The organism is Micromonospora sp. NPDC023869 (assembly GCF_055559695.1).
The window spans coordinates 421892-438008 of record NZ_JBVHKD010000003.1; the positions used below are offsets into that span (position 1 = coordinate 421892).

16 protein-coding genes are annotated in these 16117 nt (G+C 71.3%); 7 read left to right on the top strand and 9 right to left on the bottom strand.

Translation table 11 applies throughout. From position 1 onward, the window contains the following. Positions 1–95 precede the first annotated feature (95 nt). Positions 96–1184, top strand: coding sequence for a class I SAM-dependent methyltransferase (locus ACZ31C_RS12430; RefSeq protein WP_465795338.1), 1089 nt, complete (start codon positions 96–98; stop codon positions 1182–1184). Positions 1185–1274: 90 nt separating this feature from the next. On the opposite strand, the gene ACZ31C_RS12435 is transcribed toward ACZ31C_RS12430, so the two are convergent. The 4 genes from ACZ31C_RS12435 to ACZ31C_RS12450 form a co-directional block, all read right to left on the bottom strand. Next, positions 1275–1574: an acyl carrier protein gene (locus ACZ31C_RS12435; protein WP_131057237.1), complete on the bottom strand. Its 300-nt coding sequence runs from the start codon at positions 1572–1574 to the stop codon at positions 1275–1277. A 29-nt stretch (positions 1575–1603) separates the two neighbouring features. Then, positions 1604–2275, bottom strand: a complete 672-nt coding sequence (locus ACZ31C_RS12440; RefSeq protein ID WP_465795339.1) for an NADPH-dependent FMN reductase — start codon at positions 2273–2275, stop codon at positions 1604–1606. Next, the gene (locus ACZ31C_RS12445) at positions 2272–3384 is read right to left on the bottom strand and encodes an LLM class flavin-dependent oxidoreductase (RefSeq protein WP_465795340.1); all 1113 of its coding nucleotides are present in this window, start codon (positions 3382–3384) and stop codon (positions 2272–2274) included. The genes ACZ31C_RS12440 and ACZ31C_RS12445 overlap by 4 nt, the downstream gene beginning before the upstream one ends. 175 nt (positions 3385–3559) lie before the next feature. Next, positions 3560–4867 carry a condensation domain-containing protein gene (locus ACZ31C_RS12450; protein WP_465795341.1) on the bottom strand — a complete coding sequence of 436 codons (1308 nt, stop codon included), beginning with the start codon at positions 4865–4867 and terminating at the stop codon, positions 3560–3562. Positions 4868–4926: 59 nt separating this feature from the next. Between ACZ31C_RS12450 and ACZ31C_RS12455 the strand changes: the two genes are divergently transcribed. Continuing rightward, a complete protein-coding gene (locus tag ACZ31C_RS12455) occupies positions 4927–5898 on the top strand; it encodes a ferritin-like domain-containing protein (protein ID WP_396750947.1) in 972 nt (323 codons plus the stop codon). Beyond that, positions 5895–6914: a methyltransferase gene (locus ACZ31C_RS12460; protein WP_465795342.1), complete on the top strand. Its 1020-nt coding sequence runs from the start codon at positions 5895–5897 to the stop codon at positions 6912–6914. Before ACZ31C_RS12455 ends, ACZ31C_RS12460 begins: the two co-directional genes overlap by 4 nt. Positions 6915–6963: 49 nt before the next feature. Here ACZ31C_RS12460 and ACZ31C_RS12465 read toward each other — a convergent pair whose 3' ends face one another. Further along, the gene (locus ACZ31C_RS12465) at positions 6964–8160 is read right to left on the bottom strand and encodes a cytochrome P450 (RefSeq protein WP_396750951.1); all 1197 of its coding nucleotides are present in this window, start codon (positions 8158–8160) and stop codon (positions 6964–6966) included. 517 nt (positions 8161–8677) lie between these two features. On the opposite strand from ACZ31C_RS12465, the gene ACZ31C_RS12470 reads away from it, so the two are divergent. Continuing rightward, positions 8678–9052, top strand: a complete 375-nt coding sequence (locus tag ACZ31C_RS12470; RefSeq protein ID WP_396750953.1) for a hypothetical protein — start codon at positions 8678–8680, stop codon at positions 9050–9052. A gap of 230 nt (positions 9053–9282) precedes the next feature. On the opposite strand, the gene ACZ31C_RS12475 is transcribed toward ACZ31C_RS12470, so the two are convergent. Together ACZ31C_RS12475 and ACZ31C_RS12480 are read right to left on the bottom strand one after the other, a co-directional pair. Beyond that, positions 9283–9648 (bottom strand): MmcQ/YjbR family DNA-binding protein, encoded by a 366-nt coding sequence (locus tag ACZ31C_RS12475; RefSeq protein ID WP_465795343.1) that lies wholly within the window; start codon positions 9646–9648, stop codon positions 9283–9285. Positions 9649–9693: 45 nt separating this feature from the next. After that, the gene (locus tag ACZ31C_RS12480; protein ID WP_465795491.1) at positions 9694–10953 is read right to left on the bottom strand and encodes a condensation domain-containing protein; all 1260 of its coding nucleotides are present in this window, start codon (positions 10951–10953) and stop codon (positions 9694–9696) included. Positions 10954–11107: 154 nt separating this feature from the next. Here ACZ31C_RS12480 and ACZ31C_RS12485 point away from each other — a divergent pair, with 154 nt between their 5' ends. The 3 genes from ACZ31C_RS12485 (at position 11108) to ACZ31C_RS12495 (ending at position 13335) form a co-directional block, all read left to right on the top strand. Then, positions 11108–12316 (top strand): cytochrome P450, encoded by a 1209-nt coding sequence (locus ACZ31C_RS12485; protein ID WP_465795344.1) that lies wholly within the window; start codon positions 11108–11110, stop codon positions 12314–12316. Between the two features lie 78 nt (positions 12317–12394). After that, a complete protein-coding gene (locus ACZ31C_RS12490; RefSeq protein ID WP_350694674.1) occupies positions 12395–12805 on the top strand; it encodes a VOC family protein in 411 nt (136 codons plus the stop codon). 107 nt (positions 12806–12912) lie between these two features. Beyond that, a complete protein-coding gene (locus ACZ31C_RS12495; RefSeq protein ID WP_449945262.1) occupies positions 12913–13335 on the top strand; it encodes a VOC family protein in 423 nt (140 codons plus the stop codon). A gap of 80 nt (positions 13336–13415) precedes the next feature. Here ACZ31C_RS12495 and ACZ31C_RS12500 read toward each other — a convergent pair whose 3' ends face one another. Then, positions 13416–15122 (bottom strand): MFS transporter, encoded by a 1707-nt coding sequence (locus ACZ31C_RS12500; RefSeq protein WP_465795345.1) that lies wholly within the window; start codon positions 15120–15122, stop codon positions 13416–13418. Between the two features lie 86 nt (positions 15123–15208). Beyond that, positions 15209–16042: a 4'-phosphopantetheinyl transferase family protein gene (locus tag ACZ31C_RS12505; RefSeq protein WP_465795346.1), complete on the bottom strand. Its 834-nt coding sequence runs from the start codon at positions 16040–16042 to the stop codon at positions 15209–15211. Between the last annotated feature and the right edge of the window lie 75 nt (positions 16043–16117).

The following is a 16117-nucleotide window of genomic DNA, read 5'->3' on the forward strand; positions in this document are numbered from 1 at the left end:
CTATCTCCCGCCGCCGGGTGCTGTCCATGGCGCGCCCGCGTGGATAGAGTGTGTCGAGAAAACAACACACACATATGTCGCCGGAGGGGATACCGATGACGACTCCCGTCGACCCGCAGGCTCGGGTCTTCGCGGTCCGGATGTGGACCTCGCTGCTGGCCACCCAGGAACTGCTCGCCACCTATCTCGGTGTCCGCCTCGGGCTCTACGACGACCTCGCGGCCAAGGGGCCCGGCACGGTGGGGGAGATCGCCGCGCGGGTCGGGGTCGACCCTCGGTACGCCCGCGAGTGGCTGGAACAGCAGGCGGTGGCCGGTGTCCTGACCGTCGACGACGCCTCGGCCCCGGCCGACGAGCGGGTGTTCACGCTGCCCGCCGCGCACGCCGAGGTGCTGACCGTCTCGGACAGCCCGCTGTCCATGTCGGCGTTGGCCGTGCTGCCGCTGGGCGGGGTGGCGGCGGCGCTGCCGGCGCTGCTCGACGCGTACCGCAGCGGCGCCGGCGTGGCCGACGCGGTCTACGGCGTCGACTGGCGGGAGGGGCACGCCGGGGCGAACCGGGCGATGTTCACCCACCAGATGGCCGGCTGGCTGCGCCGGCACGCTCCGGACATCCACACCCGACTGGTCGGCACCCCGGCCCGGGTCGCGGACGTGGCCTGCGGTGCGGGCTGGGCGGGCATCGGGTTGGCCCGGTCCTTCCCCGGGATCACCGTTAACGGGTACGACATCGACCCCGAGGTGATCGCGGACGCCACCGGGCACGCCGCCGACGCCGGGTTGAGCGACCGGGTCTCCTTCGCCGCCCGGGACGCCGCCGATCCCGACCTGGCCGGCACGTACGACCTGGTCTGCCTCTTCGACGCGCTGCACGAGATCGCGCGCCCGGTGGAGGTGCTGCGGGCCTGCCGGCGGCTGTGCGCCGACGGCGGCAGCGTGCTGGTGCTCGACGCCCGGGTGGCGGAGCGGTTCGCCGCACCGGCCGACGAGATCGAACGCTTCCAGTACGCCACCAGCGTGCTGCACTGCCTGCCGGCGAGCCGCAGTCAGCAGCCCTCGGCCGGCACCGGCACGGTGCTGCGCCCGGACGTCGTCCGGGACCTCGCGACCGAGGCCGGGTTCGTGGCGGTCACCCAACTGCCCATCGACGACCGCTTCCACCGGCTGTACCGGCTGATCGGCTGAGGACGCCGCCCGCCGACGTCTGGTGCGGCGGGTCGGACGAGAACGGCCGGCCACCCCGAAGGGTTGCCGGCCGTTCTCGTCCTCCGAGGATCAGGCCCCGGCGTCACGCTCCGCGATCCGGCGTAGCACGTGCTCCTGCACCGCGCCGAGGGAGGTGATCGACCGGGCCGTCTTCTCGTCGATCGGTTCCAGGTCGAACTCGTCCTCCAGCGCGAAGGCGAGTTCCATCAGGGCCAGCGAGTGGAAGCCGAGGTCCTGGACCAGGGCCGTCTCCTCCCCACGCAGGCCGTCGGGGTTGGGCGCCAGGTCGAGCACGATGGCCTGGACCTGAGCGCGGATCTGCTCGTCGGACTGCTTCGGCCCCACGACCGTCGGGGTCTGCTCACTCATGGTCGCTACTTCCTTCCGGATCGCCCGGCTCACCGGAGCTGTGCGGGTTGATGGACGGGAACGGGTTCCGCGGGTCGGTGCGGTCCCACAGACGGGGGCTGGCAACTACGCAGCACGGCGGCGAGCACCGGCACCGCGGCCGTGGTCCATCCGGCGACCGCCGCGTCGAGGTCGCCGAACTCCTCCTCGAGCACCGCCAGACCGCGGACCGGCACCACGGCGCCCAACTCCACCAGCAGTGGTCGAAGCTGGGCGTCGGCGACGTACCGGTGCTGCGCCCAGCCGGCGGTCGTCACCGGTACGGCGACCGTGCCCGGACGCAGGCCCTCGCGGGGGAGCATGTCGAGGAAGAGCTTCAGCAGGCCGGTGTAGGAACCCTTGAAGGTCGGGCTCACCACCACCAGCAGGCCGGGTCCGCGGACCCGGGCGACCACCCGTTCCAGGGGCGCGTGGGCGGCGGTGCCGGCGATCAGCCGGGACGGCAGGTCCGCGCCGAGCTCGGCCAGGTCGACCAGGTGCGGCTCGCCGAGGTGTACGCCGAGGTCGGCCAGACCGTCACGCAGCGCGCCGGTCACGTGCCGGGCGACGGTGAGGGTGCGCGAGCCCCGGCGCGGGTTGCCGATCAGGACGGTGGTCGGTACGGACCGGGGATCCGTCGGAGGGATCATCCGCTCGGGCGCGTGCTGCCGCAGGTCGGTCACCGGTCTCCTTCCGGTTCGGCCAGCAGTCCCCGCCTGCGGAGGATCGGCAGCACACCCTCGCCGAAGGTGTACGCCTCCTCCAGATGCGGCTGGCCGGAGAGGATCAGATGGTCCAGTCCGAGGGTGTGGTACTCCTCGATCCGGTCGGCCACCTCGACGTGGCTGCCGACCAGCGCGGCACCGGCGCCCGGGCGGACCAGCCCGTAGCCGGCCCACACGTTCGGATAGACCTCGAGGCTCTCGGTGCGGCCCTGGTGCAGGGCGGCCATCCGGCGTTGCCCCTCGGACTCGGTACGCGCGAAGCGCCGCTGGGCGGCGGCGATGGTGTCCGGGTGCATCCCGGCCACCAGGCGGTGCGCGACGTCCCACGCCTCCTCGGCGGTGTCCCGGCTGATCACGTGGAACCGGGAGCCGTAGGACAGCTCGCGGCCCTGCGCGTCGGCCCGGTCCCGGACCTTCTTCACCAGGGCGGCGAGTTGCTCGGGCGGCTCGCCCCAGGCCAGGTAGACGTCGGCGTGCCGGGCGGCCACGTCGTGCGCGGCGGCCGAGGAACCGCCGAGGAAGACCGGCGGGGTGACCGGGTGTCCCCGGGTCAGCCGCCCGGCGCGGACCCGGTAGTGGGTGCCCTCGAAGTCGTACGTGCCGCCGGACCAGGCGCGGCCGAACACGTCGAGGAACTCCTCGGCCCGGGCGTAGCGCTGGTCGTGGTCGAGCCAGTCGCCGTAGCGCAACTGCTCGTCGCGGTCGCCGCCGGTGACCACGTTGAGCAGCAGCCGACCGCCGGAGAGGCGTTGCAGGGTGGCGGCCATCTGCGCGGCGATCGTCGGGGCCATCGACCCGGGGCGTACCGCGACCATGAAGTGCAACCGGCGGGTCCGGTCCGCCAGGGCGGCCGACACCAGCCACGGGTCCTCGCAGAACAGCCCGGTCGGCACCAGGGCGCCGGTGAAACCGAACCGGTCGGCGGCCATCGCCACCTGCGCCAGGTAGTCGATGTCCGGCGCGCGCCGGACGTTGTCCGCCGGGTCGACGGGCGCGCCCTGCGGGGTCTTCGCCACCTCACGGCCGTCACCGTGGGACGGGAGGAACCAGTGCAGGTGAAGTGGCATGTGGACCTTCCTGTCACAGCAGTGGTCGTGTGAGCGGTCGCGTCCGGCGGGTACAGGCACCCCCGCTTCCTGCGCGCTACCAGGTAGGGCTGGTCGAAGCCTCTCAGCACCCGGATGCGGTGTCAAGAGTGTGTGACGCCAGTGTCGTGTTGTGTGGCGCTTGTTCGTGCTGCCGTCAGCCGCCGCGCCTGGTCCGCAGCGGTGCGGTCGGTTCGGCGGCCAAGCGGGCGGCCAGGTCCGCGTAGCCGGTCAGGAACGCCTGCGCCTCGGCGGGCGGGTACGCGGCGGTGCTGTGGTAGAAGACCGCACGCAGGTCCGCCGTGCCGACCGGGGCCACCGCCAGCTCGAACTGGAACCGGCTGCCCAGCCCGGGCGGCACCAGCAGCTCGAAGCCGACGCCCGCCGACACCGTCTGGTGCTGCACCTCGGCCATCACGTTGAACAGCACGTCGTCGGCGCGCCGGCCGCCGGTCTGCACCACGTCCAGCGGCAGCATCTGGTAGGGCAGGTCCTGATAGGTGAAGGCGCCGATGGCCGCCCCATGCGCCTGCCCGACCAGGTCGGCGAAGGTCTCGGCCTGCCCGACCTTCGCCCGCAGCAGCACCATGTTGGCCAGCAGGCCGACGGTCTCCCGCAGCTCCGGACGGGACCGGTTGGCGAACATCGAGGCCACCGCCAGGTCGTCCTGACCGGTGATGCGGTGCAGGTGGTGATAGAAGACCGCCAGCAGCACCGCGAACAGGGTGCTCCGCTGGGTACGCGCCAGCGCGCGCAGCCGGGCCACCGCCTCCCGGTCCAGGTCGACCGCCACGTCCGCGGTGGCCGGACCGTCCGACGGCGGATCGACGACCGCGGTCGTGCCCACTGCCGGCAGTTCGCTGCCGGTCAGCTGCCGCCGCCAGTACTCCCGGTGCCGGCGCAGCCCGTCGCCGTCGAGCAGCTCCTGCTGCCAGCGGACGAACGACGCGTACTGCCAACCGGTGGCGGGCAACCGCGCCGGCACCCCGATGGCCTGCGCGTAGAGCACGCCGAGGTCCCGGAAGAGGATGCCGGTGGACCAGGCGTCGGTGACCAGGTGGTGCAGGTTCAGGCAGAGCACGTGCTCGTCCGGCCCGAGCCGCCACAGCGTGCTGCGCGACGGCCACTCGGTCGGGTCGATCGCGGTCCGCAGCTCGGCGCGTACCGCCTGGTCGAGGGCGGCGGCCGGGTCCGGCCGGTCGGACAGGTCCACCCGGCGGGCGGCGGCCGGTGCCGGCGGGTGCACCACCTGGGCCAGCCGCGCACCCCGACCGGTGAAGGTGGTGCGCAGCGACTCGTGCCGGGCGGTGAGGGCGGACAACGCGGCGTCCAGCGCGTCGGCGTCGACCCGACCGGTGAGCCGACACAGCAGCGGGCAGCTCAGCGCACCGAAGTCGGTGCGGTAGTGCTTGATCATCCAGAGGAGTCGTTGGGCCACGGAAGCTGGTGTCTGTTGTGTCTCCACGCACGGACCATAGCGTCACCGCATTGGCATCGGTGAGGTCTCTGGGTACCTTGTGTCGTATGAGCTTTGTTGTGCCGGCCCGCGTCGACACCACACTCACCTGGGACTACGAAGCCTCCGATCCACGGCTCGTGGCGCTCTACGAGCGGGCCAAGGAAGCCCAGTGGAAGGTCTCCGACGTCGACTGGTCGGTGCCGGTGCCGTTCGGCGAACCGCTGCCGGACGACTCCGCCTTCGCGATGGCCGCGTTCGCCGAGTCGCCGCTCGCGCCGCGTGGCCCCCGGGCCTGGGACGCGTTCCGGTGGGAGTTCCAGTCCTGGATGGTCAGTCAGTTCCTGCACGGTGAGCAGGCCGCGATGATCGTCGCGGCCCGGCTGGTGGAGACCGTGCCGGACCTGGACAGCAAGTTCTATGCCGCCACCCAGGCCGTGGACGAGGCCCGACACGTGGAGGTCTTCTCCCGGTACCTGCGGGAGAAGATCCCCGAACCGTACCCGGTCTCCGAGCCGCTGCGGGAGCTGCTCACCGACATCCTGTCCGACTCGCGCTGGGACGTCACCGCGCTCGGCATGCAGATCATGGTCGAGGCGATCGCGATGGCCTCGTTCCGGCTCTCCAACAGCAGCTTCCACGATCCGCTGATCAAGGAGCTGACCCATCTCGTGGCCCGGGACGAGGCCCGGCACGTCACCTTCGGCGTGCTCTCCCTCTCCGGGCTCTACGACCAGCTCACCACGGCCGAGCGGGCGGAGCGGGAGGAACTGGTCCTGGACGCCGCGGCCCTGATCCGTCGGCGGTTCCTGCTCGACGACATCTGGGAGCGGCTGGAGGTCAACCGCGCCGAGGGCGTCGCCTTCGCCACCAACCACGACCTGATGATCAAGTACCGGCAGGCGGTGTTCTCGCGGGTGGCGGTGGCGCTCGGACAGATCGGCCTGATGACCGAACCGGTCCGCACCGGACTGGACAAGCTGGGTCTGTTGCAGTTCGCCGGTGAGCGGCTGCGTATCCGAAGGGGGAGACTGGCATGACGGCCACCCGACGCAATCTCGACCTGACCGCCGTGGTCCGGCTCGGCGAGTTGGGGGACCAGATCACCCCGTTCGCCCTGCGGGCCGCCTGTGACCTGCGTATCGCCGACCTGCTGGTCGACGGTCCGCGACCCGTGTCGGAGCTGGCCGCCTCGGCCGGCGCGCACGCCGGGGCGCTGCTGCGCCTGCTACGGGCACTGGCCGCCCGGGGCGTGTTCAGCGAGGTCGCCGACGCCACCTTCGCGCTCACCCCGCTGGCCGAGCCGTTGCGCGGCGACCACCCGATGTCGCTGCGCGACAGCTTCACGCTGCTCGAATCCGACGTGCGGGCCTGGGCCGCGATCGGGCACACGCTGCGCACCGGGGAACCGGCCTTCGGGCACGTGCACGGCCAGGACTACTGGAGCTACCTCGCCGACCACCCGCAGGAGAGCGCCCGCGTCGACGACTGGATGCGCAGCGTCAACCACCTGCACCTGCGGACCGTGCTCGGGGCGTACCCGTGGCGTCGGTTCGGCACGCTGGTGGACGTCGGCGGTGGGACCGGGGGGTTCCTGGCCGGTCTGCTCACCCGCTTCCCCGGCGTACGCGGGGTGCTGTTCGACCTGCCGCACGTGGTGGCCGGTGCGCCGAAGGTGCTGGCCGAGGCCGGTGTGGCCGACCGCTGCGAGGTGGTGCCCGGCGACGCCTTCGGCACCGTGCCCGCCGGTGGGGACGGCTACCTGCTCAAGACCGTGCTGCCGGGCTTCGACGACGACGGCGCGGCGCGCATCCTCGGCAACGTGCGCGCCGCGATGCGACCCGACTCGCGGCTGGTCCTGCTGGAGGCGGTGCTCCCGCCCGGGGACGCCTTCGACATGGCGAAGCTCTTCGACGTGCACGCGATGGTGCTCACCGGTGGCGCGCACCGCAGCGCCGAGGAGACCGGTCGGTTGCTGGAGCGGGCCGGGCTGCGACTGACCCAGGTCATCGGTACGCCCACGCTGACCGCGATCGAGGCCCTGCCGGCCGACTGAGCCGGCCGGCAGGGGACCTCGGACGCACCGGCCCGCTGCGGCGGGCCGGTCAGCCGAGCCGGATCGGCACCGAGGCGTACGCGCGGAACGGCGTGTCGCGTTCGCGTACGGTCGGGCCGTCCGGTTCGAGCACCGCCAGGCGGGCCAGCCGGTCGAACACCACGGCACCCTCCATCCGGGCCAGGAAGGCACCGAGGCACAGGTGGGCGCCGCCACCGAAGGCGAGGTGCGGGTTGTCGGTGCGGCCCACGTCCAGCCGGTCCGGCCGGGTGAACCGGCGCTCGTCGTGGTTCGCCGAGCCGATCATGAGCACCAGGACCCGTCCCTTGCGGACCGTGCGCCCGCCGATCTCGATCGGCTCGTGCACGTAGCGGGCCGTGCCCTGGATCGGGGCGTCCCAGCGCAGGAACTCGTCGACCGCGGTGGTCGCCAGGGCCGGGTCGGCCCGTAGCCGGTCGAGCTGGTCCGGGTGGGCCAGCAGCGCGGCGGTGCCGGTGGTGATCATGTGCACGGTGGTCTCGAAGCCGGCGAAGAACGAGAAGACGGTGTTGTCCACGATCTCGTCGTGGCTCAGGCTGTCGCCGGACTCCTCAACGTCGAGTAGCCGGGAGAGCAGGTCGTCGCCCCGGCGGGAGCGGCGCTGGTCGAGCAGGTCGCCGATGTGCTCGCGCAGCCAGCGTACGGCCACGTCGGCGTCGGCGCGGGCGTGCTCGGGGACCACGGCGGTGAAGGCGCGACCGAGGTTCATCGCGTGCCGACGGACGTCGTCGGTGGACTCCGGCGGAATGCCCATCAACCGGCAGACCACCCGCACCGGCAGCGGGTAGGCCAGCTCGGGGACCAGGTCCATCCGGCCCGCCGCCACGGCCGGCGTGAGCATCTCGTCGACCAGTTCCTCGACGTAGGACCGCAGTTGACGGACGACCGCGGGGCTGAACGCGCGGCTCATCAGCCGGCGTAGCCGGACGTGGTCCGGCGGGTCGCGGTAGAGCATGATGCGCTGGAAGAAGGCACTGGCGGGGCCGTCGCCCACGGACACCTCGTGGTAGCCGGCGGGGAACTCGCTGCCCAGTCGGGGGTCGTGTTGCAGGGCCACCACGTCGGCGAAGCGGGTGACACCCCAACTGCCCGGCCCGATCCGGCACAGCGGGCCTGCGGCGCGCAGCCGGGCGTACTCGGGGTAGGGGTCCTCGACGACGTTCGGGTCCAGGGCGTCGAACCGGGGTGCGAGGGTCGGTGCGCTCATCTGCCTAGTGTCTGTCGGGTTGCCGCCGTCGGGCAAGGGTGATGACGACACACCACACACTCCGTCGGTCCGGTAGGGACGTCCGATCCGTGCCGGTCAGGGACTCCGTCGACTTTTGTCGGATGTTCGGCCCGGCGGTCCGGGTGCGATCACGTGCGGTGACCGGTGCGCCCGAACGGGCATCGGCTCCGCCGTGCCGCATGCGCGGGACGGGTGTCCGGTTCCCCAGGTCGTAGCCGCTGCTCACCAACGAGGCGTCAGTCCGGTGCCCGGGACCGGGGTCGGGCGGCCGGAGATCTTCCTGTGTGGGCACGGAAAGTGACGTGCATTGTGGTCCATCAGAATCATCAGCCGGAGATAGCACGCGGATGTCCCAGTATTGAAGCCGATCGGTTATTCCCATGCCGCGCGAGTGCGTTCTATGGTGTGAGATCAGCAGGAGGGGGGAATTGTGTTGCCTATGGTCAAGGCTCGGAGGGTGAGTCGAACCGCCGTAGCGATTTCCGTCAGCGGCAGCGTGGATCAGAGCACGGCGGGGTACGTCACCCGCGTCGCCGAGTACATGTTGGACCACGGTGACCTGCTGCCCGACCAGGTGGAACTGGACCTGACCGACGTCACCGGCGTGGACGAGGTGGGCTTCACCTCGCTCGTCGACGTCGCGGCCGGTGCGAGCGCGGCGGGGGCCGCGGTGGTCGTGCGCTGCGGGGCGGAGCGGGCGATGCTGGAGGGGCGGCGCAGCGGGCGCGGCGTGGCGTCCGAGCAGATCGGCCGCATGCTGCGGCTGCACCTGCAGTTCCTGGTGCGTCGGCGCAGGTCGCGACCGGCGGTGGCGGAGGCACGGGTGGTGCGCTGGTGCCCCGGTCCACTCGCCGGGCGCAATCGGGGCTGACCGGATCTGCGGGGGTGCGGGTCGGTCGGTCCGAAAGTTTATGTGTGTCGTTTCGGTCCGATTCAGAAAGACTTAACCGGATTATCCGTGCGGCGAGATCTGCAATTTGCATAAGTGGTCGACGGCGTCACGTCGGTGGGGAATAGCTCGATTCGTGCGATGTCGATAATTGCGGGTTCAATCAATTGTGTTGTCGGATGTCGCCTGTTCCGGTCGGCCGGGCGAGCCCACTACCCGACACCACCCTCGCCCGGACGCCCCGAGTCGAACGCCGCCACCAGACGTCGGGGCGCCCGCCGTCGCCAGGCTTCGGTGAGCAGCTCGGACAACTGCCCGGGATCGACCCGGTCCAGCCGGGCACTGGTCCAGCCCTGGCGTCCCCAGTGGTTGTCCGGGGCGCCGAAGGTGGCCGGGTCCTCGGCGAGCAGCGCGGCCTGCTCCTGCGGGTCGAGCCGCAGCATGACGGTGCCCGCGCCGGCCGGGAAGGCGGCGAAGATCTTGTTGCGGACCCGCAGGTCGGCGTTGTCGAAGTGGGCGCTGGCCTGCGCCTCGGGCAGGCGCAGCGCGATCCGCCGGACCTCGTCCTCAGTGATCATCTCGGCCCTCTCCGGGTCGTGCCGGCCCGGAGCGGACCGGCGGGCTCAGGTCACCGGCGCGCCGCGCAGCCGGGCGAGCGGGACGTCGGCATCGGCGACCGCGCGTCGCACCAGGGTGACATAGTCGCGGACGAAGGCGTCCGCCCACAGTGGGTCGAACTCCGCCCGCGAACACAACAGCAGGGCGGAGAGCTGGTCGCCCTGCGGCACCACGACGAACTCCAGCGCGAAGCGCCGCCGTTCGAGCTGGGCCTCCATGTCGTCGAGCTCCTCGCCGGCCATGTCCGCCCGGGTCATCAGGCTGCCGAGCAGCTGGAACAGCACGTCGTCGGTGCGTCCGGTGCCGCCCGCCACGGTGTCCGGCGGGAGCAGCTGGTGCGGCAGGTCCTGGTGCCGCATCGCGTCCATCACGGTGGTCCGGGCCTGGGCGATCAGCTCGCTCAGTGTGGTGTCCGACGTGAAGCGTTCCCGAAGCAACACCATGCTGGCGAAGAAGCCCACCGTGTCGCGTACCTGCGGCTGCCCACGGTTGGCGAACAGCGAGGCCACGGTGAGGTCGTCGCCGCCGGTCTCGGCGTAGAGCAGGGCGTAGAACACCGCCAGCGTAACCGGGAACAGCGTGGTGCGGTGCCGACGGGCGAGCTGGCGCAGGGCGGCGGTGGTCTCGGCGTCCACATAGTGCTCGACCGAGATCCACGGCGGTTCGCCCTCGGGCACCGGACGCCGTCTGCGGGCCGGCAGCTCCACCAGGCGCGCGCCGCTCAGCTTGCCGGTCCAGTAGTCGGTGAGCCGCTGAAGGTTCGCACCGGAGAGCTGCTCGGCCTGCCAGCGGGCCCACTGCGCGTACTGCCACTGCGGGGCGGGCAGGTCGACCGTCTCGCCGGTCTCGGCCGCGTACAGCGCCCGCAGGTCGCGGGCGAGCAACGCGTTGGAGTAGTCGTCGGAGCAGTAGTGGTGCAGGGTGAGCACCACCAGGTGGTGCTCCGGGTCGAGCCGGACCACCCGTGGTCGCAGCGGCCAAACTGAGGCGTCGACCCCGCCTGCCACCTCGGTGGCGACGATCTCCCGGGCGGCGGCGGCCGGGTCGGCCTCGGCCGACACGTCGGTCACCGGCACCGGCACCGGGCGCGGCTCGTGGATCTGCTGGCGCATCCGGCGACCCCGTGGGTATGTGGTCCGCAGTGGCTCGTGCCGGGCGGTCAGGGCGGCCACCGCCCGCGTCATCGCCTCGTGGTCGTACGGACCACGCAAGCGCCACAGCACCTGTTCGTTGAGAGCGCTGTCCCGTCCCCGGTAGTGGTCCATCAGGGCCAGGAGGCGTTGACCGACGGAAGCGGGTTCCTCACGCACGAGCTGAGCCACGGACCGAGCCTAGAACAGCCCGTGGACCTTGTCGACTGTGACGATAGATGTATGTAGGGTCTTGCCGCCCGCCAGGCTCTCCCGGATAGTGCTCTGTATGCGAGCCGAGACCGCGCGTCCTCACCTGTCCGCGGCGTTCCTGGCGACCCAGGACGACCCGTACCCGGCCTACGCGCAACTGCGGGAACGCGGCCCGCTGTCCCGGGCCGAGCTGGGTCAGTGGCTGGTCACCGGCCACTCCCTGGTGTCCACGCTGCTGCGCGAGGGCCGGCTGGAGAGCCGGATGCCACCGGAGTACACGCGGATCACCCTCGGCGACGGGCCGGGCGCGGAGTTCCTGGACCGGATCGTGCTGACCCGCACCCCGCCGGACCACACCCGACTGCGGCGGTTCATCGGTCGGGCGCTCGGTACCCCGGTGGCGCGCCGGCTGACCGGACACATCGGTGCGGCGGCCGACGCGCTGCTCGACCCCGCCCTGGAACGCGGCACCCTCGACGTGGTGACCGACCTCGCGGTGCCGTTGCCGGTCGGGGTGGTGTGCGACCTGATCGGGATTCCGGCCGTGGACCGGCCGGAGGTGCTGACCCGGGTGATCTCGCTGGCCAAGGTGTTCGACGCGGCCAACCTCACCCCAGCCGACCTGCACGACATCAACGCCGCGCTGCCGTGGCTGCACGACTACCTCGGCGAGCTGCTCGCCACCCGCCGCGACGAGCCCGGCGGACCGACGCTGGCCGGGATGTACTGGGAGGAGTCGGCCACCGACCGGCTGTCCGTGGCCGACTTCGTGGACAACATGCTCTTCCTGTTCCACGCCGGCTTCGAGACCACCATGGGCCTGGTCTCCAACGGCGTCGCGGCGCTGCTCGCGCACCCGGACCAGCTGCGCCGGCTGCGCGCCGACCCGGGTCTGGTGCCCACCGCGGTGGAGGAGTTCCTGCGGTACGACGCGCCGATCCAGAACGTCATCCGGGTGGCCCGCGAACCGGTGGAGGTGGAGGGGGTGAAGATCCGGGCGGGTCGGACCGTCCTGCTGCTGCTCGGCGCTGCCAACCGGGACGCCACCGTGTTCGCCGACGCCGAGCGCCTGGACGTCGGTCGTGACCCCAACCCGCATCTCGGGTTCGGCGGCGGGTTGCACCACTGTCTCGGCACCGCGATGGCCCGGTTGATGTCGGTGATCGTGTTCGAGCGGTTGGTGCGGACGGTGGAGATCCTCGGTCCGGCGGGTCCGCCGGTCCGGCGCCGACACGCCAGCCTGCGCTCGTACGACCAGCTACCGTTGCTGGTACGACCGCGCTGACCCGGGTGTGTCGGCTGTCTGCGCCGGAGGCGGCTGGGTAGGGTGGATGTCGTCTGTCGACATCAGGAGGATCCACACATGTCCGATGTGGTCGCACCGGTGATCCCTTTCCTTCGCTACCGGGACCCGGGTGCCGCCATCGACTGGCTCTGCTCCGCCTTCGGGTTCACGCTGCTGGAGAAGACCACCGGTGGCGAGGGTCAGGTGGTGCACGCCGAGCTGCGGTGGGGCATCGGGACGTTCCAACTCGGTCCGGCCGGCTCGTCCAGCCTGCCCATGGCCAGCCCCCGGGACCTGCCGATGACCAGCCAGGGCGTCTACGTCTACGTCGGTGACGCCGTCGACGCCCACCACGACCGGGCGGTGGCGGCGGGCGCCGAGGTGGTCATGCCGCTCACCGACACCGACTACGGCTCGCGGGAGTACGTGGTCCGCGACCTGGAGGGCCACCTGTGGGGTTTCGGCAGCTACGCCCCGAAGCTCGACTGACCGTCGACGACAGAACGTCGGCTTCTTGTCGTCCGCCGGACGCAAAGAGCACATAGAGTGATTGTTCGTCCTGACAGGCTCGCCGTATCGACTCCGAGGAGTGACCCATGGCCGATTCCTCCGTGCCGCCCACCGTCGCCCCGTACATCGCCTACGAGAACCCGGCCAAGGCCATCGAATGGCTGGTGAACACGTTCGGTTTCACCACGCTCGGGGTCTTCGACGACGGGCAGGGCAACGTCTACCACGCCGAACTCAAGATCGGTGACCACGGTCTGATCATGATCAACCCGGCCAACGGCGGGCTCCGTCTCGGCGAGCCGCGGGCGCTCGGTGCCGCCACCGCCGGCACGTTCGTCCGGGTCGAGACCGACACCGAGGTGGACGCGCTGCACGCCAAGGCCGTCGCCGGTGGCGCCGAGATCCTGCTCGCGCCGGAGAGCAAGCCGCACGACTCGTACGAGTTCACCTGCCAGGACCCGCAGGGCCACGTGTGGACCATCGCGACCTACCGGACCGCGCTCGGCTGATCCGACCCGCGACACACCGCGGCCCCGGTACCCTCCGCGACGGAGGTACCGGGGCCGCTGTCCGTGTCGGCCGAACCTGATCAGCGGCGAGGCAGCAGGAAGCTACCCAGCAGGGCCAGCGCGAAGCTGATCACGCTGAACCAGAGCGTGCCGACCATGGCCCGCTGGAAGCTGATCTGGCTGGCCTCGAACGACCGCTGATCGATCACCTCGACGGCCCGGTCACCGCCGCCGGCCGCCACGGTCGCGCTGTCGCAACCGGCCGGAGGCAGTGTCGGGTCGGCGGCGCCGAGCTGGGCGCTCACGCAGTCCCGGAAGCGTTGCCCGATCTGCTCGGCCTGGCCCTCGGCGACACCGACGGCGACCAGGTCCGCGCGCAGACGCGGTCCCACGTCGTCGGTGGCGGTGGGCGCGTTGGCGGCGATCAGGCTGAAGAAGAGCGTGCCGCAGGCGGCGATGCCCAGCGTCACACCGATCTGGTAGTTGGCGTTCACCACCCCGGAGGCCGATCCGGCCTGATGCCCGGGCACGTCGTGCAGGGAGTACCCCATCAGCGGCGGGAACGTCATACCCATGCCGGCGCCGCCGATGAACATCGGCACGAGCAACTGCCAGATGGTCACCTGCGGGGTGCTGTCGATCACCCACATGAACCAGAACATGCTGGCGATCAGCAGCACCAACCCGAACTGGAGGCCCACCCGACCGAGCTTCGGCGTGATCCAGCGGGCGGAGAGCCAGCCGAGCAGCGGCACCGCGATGTCCCAGGGCAGACCGGCCAGCCCGGCGCGCAGGATGCTGTAGCCCACCCCGATCTGCACGTAGATCGTGATGACCAGGAAGAACGACATCACCGCGCCCTGGAAGAGGAAGACCACCACCAGGCCGGAGCTGAACGAGCGGTGCCGGAACAGCGACAGCGGCACCAGCGGCGACTCGGTGCGGGAGCGCTGGTGCAGCACGAACAGCGCGAACACCACCAGACCGGCGACCATCATGGCGTACGTCCACAGCGGCCAGCCGTGCTCGCGACCCTGCACCAGCGGGTAGACGATCAGCATCACCGCCGCCGTGATCAGCGTCGCGCCGACCACGTCGAGCCGTTCCCCACGGTTGCGCTCGGACTCGGGCAGCAGCGCCCGCGCGGCGAAGAACGCCGCGATGCCGATCGGGACGTTGACCAGGAAGATCATGCGCCAGCCGAGGCCGCCGACGTTCGCGGTGGTCAGCAGCGCGCCGACCAGCGGACCGCCGACCGTACCGAAGGCGAGCGCGGCGCTGAGCGCGGCGAACGCCCGGCCGCGTTCCTTGGGGGCGTAGAGCAACTGGATCAGCGTGTAGACCTGCGGCACCATCACCGCGCCCATCGCGCCCTGGAGGAAGCGCAGCACGATGAGCTGCTCGGGCGACTGGGCCATGCCGGCGAGCAACGAGGTGAAGGTGAAGCCGGCGACACCGATCAGGAACATCCGGCGTACGCCGACGATGTCGCCGAGCCGACCGGAAATGATCAGCATCGAGGCGAAGGCGAGCGCGTAGCCGGCCACCAGCCACTGCATGGTGGAGGCGGTGGCGTTGATGCCGTCCCGGATCGACGGCAGCGCCACGTTGACGATGGTGATGTCGAGCAGGTCCAGCACGAACCCGGTGAGCACCACGATCAGGGCGAGGGTGCGCTTGCGACCGGTGACCGGTGGTACGAACTCGTCGGGTGGCGTCGCGGCCGGCGCAGGCGCCGACACCGTGTCGGTGTCGGTTCCTGGCGACGTGCGAGTGTCGTCAGACATCAGATCCCTCTCCTGGGGGGTTCGGTGGACGTGACGGTGCGGGTGCGTCCCCGGTCTCGGGCACGGAAGGAGATCACCCGGTCGCGCTAGGTCAGCAACTTATTGGAAATGTGTGTCGATGCGAAACCCGCCACACCGGAGCGGATCGGGTCGAGCAGTGAATTGCCGTCGTGAGTGGACACGACAAGGGTTCTGCCGAGGCTCGCCAGTGCGGCGGCGTACCCGGTGGGGGCGGCCAGGTCGGCGAGGTGCGGTCGGGCGACCGGGGTGGGTGTGCCCGTCCAGCGCAGCATCCGGGCCGGTTGGTCCGGCGTGGACACCGTGATCGTGGCCGGGTCGACGGTCAGGCCGTCTCCGGTCGCCTTGACCAGTGCCTCCTTCCTGGTCCAGTAGCGGATGAAGGCGGCCGTGCGGTCCCGGTCGGCGGTGGCCGCGACCACCGCGCGCTCGACCGGGGACAGGGCTCGCCACGGGAGGTCCCGTCCGCGTACCGCGATCCGTTCGACGTCCACCCCGACCTCGGTGCGACCGGCGAACGCCACCGCACACCACCGCCCGGAGTGCGCGACGGAGAACGTCACCGGTGCGGCGGGTACGCGCAGCACCGGCTTGCCGTGTGGACCGCCGCACTGTCGGCACACCGCCTCGAAACGCAACCCGGTGGCCGGGGTGTCGAGCATCCCGGCGAGCACCAGCCGGGTCAGCGCCCGGGCGGTGAGGTGTGTCGCGCGCGAGTGCGGGTCGGTGAACCCGGCGTGCCGGTCGCGTTCGGGCGCGGACAGCAGGGCGAGCAGGCGCTCGTCGTCCGGTGACCCGACCTCGGCCCACCAGACCTGGCAGGTGCCCTCCACGGGCGGGCCGGTCACCATCGCGGGTGCCACCTCTCCGCCGGTCACCACCGGGGTCTGACCGGCCGTCATGCCGTCGTATGTGGAGCCTATTGCAAGTAGCATGTTCTTTCTACTGTACGTATCCGTGTCGGCTTGTTACCTTGG

Coding starts and splice junctions, on each gene's coding strand:
- ACZ31C_RS12435 (WP_131057237.1), bottom strand. CDS start 1,574: ATGAGTGAGCAGACCCCGACGGTCGTGGGGCCGAAGCAGTCCGACGAG.
- ACZ31C_RS12475 (WP_465795343.1), bottom strand. CDS start 9,648: ATGATCACTGAGGACGAGGTCCGGCGGATCGCGCTGCGCCTGCCCGAG.
- ACZ31C_RS12445 (WP_465795340.1), bottom strand. CDS start 3,384: ATGCCACTTCACCTGCACTGGTTCCTCCCGTCCCACGGTGACGGCCGT.
- ACZ31C_RS12460 (WP_465795342.1), top strand. CDS start 5,895: ATGACGGCCACCCGACGCAATCTCGACCTGACCGCCGTGGTCCGGCTC.
- ACZ31C_RS12500 (WP_465795345.1), bottom strand. CDS start 15,122: ATGTCTGACGACACTCGCACGTCGCCAGGAACCGACACCGACACGGTG.
- ACZ31C_RS12430 (WP_465795338.1), top strand. CDS start 96: ATGACGACTCCCGTCGACCCGCAGGCTCGGGTCTTCGCGGTCCGGATG.
- ACZ31C_RS12495 (WP_449945262.1), top strand. CDS start 12,913: ATGGCCGATTCCTCCGTGCCGCCCACCGTCGCCCCGTACATCGCCTAC.
- ACZ31C_RS12505 (WP_465795346.1), bottom strand. CDS start 16,042: ATGACGGCCGGTCAGACCCCGGTGGTGACCGGCGGAGAGGTGGCACCC.
- ACZ31C_RS12455 (WP_396750947.1), top strand. CDS start 4,927: ATGAGCTTTGTTGTGCCGGCCCGCGTCGACACCACACTCACCTGGGAC.
- ACZ31C_RS12480 (WP_465795491.1), bottom strand. CDS start 10,953: ATGGACCACTACCGGGGACGGGACAGCGCTCTCAACGAACAGGTGCTG.
- ACZ31C_RS12465 (WP_396750951.1), bottom strand. CDS start 8,160: ATGAGCGCACCGACCCTCGCACCCCGGTTCGACGCCCTGGACCCGAAC.
- ACZ31C_RS12490 (WP_350694674.1), top strand. CDS start 12,395: ATGTCCGATGTGGTCGCACCGGTGATCCCTTTCCTTCGCTACCGGGAC.
- ACZ31C_RS12485 (WP_465795344.1), top strand. CDS start 11,108: ATGCGAGCCGAGACCGCGCGTCCTCACCTGTCCGCGGCGTTCCTGGCG.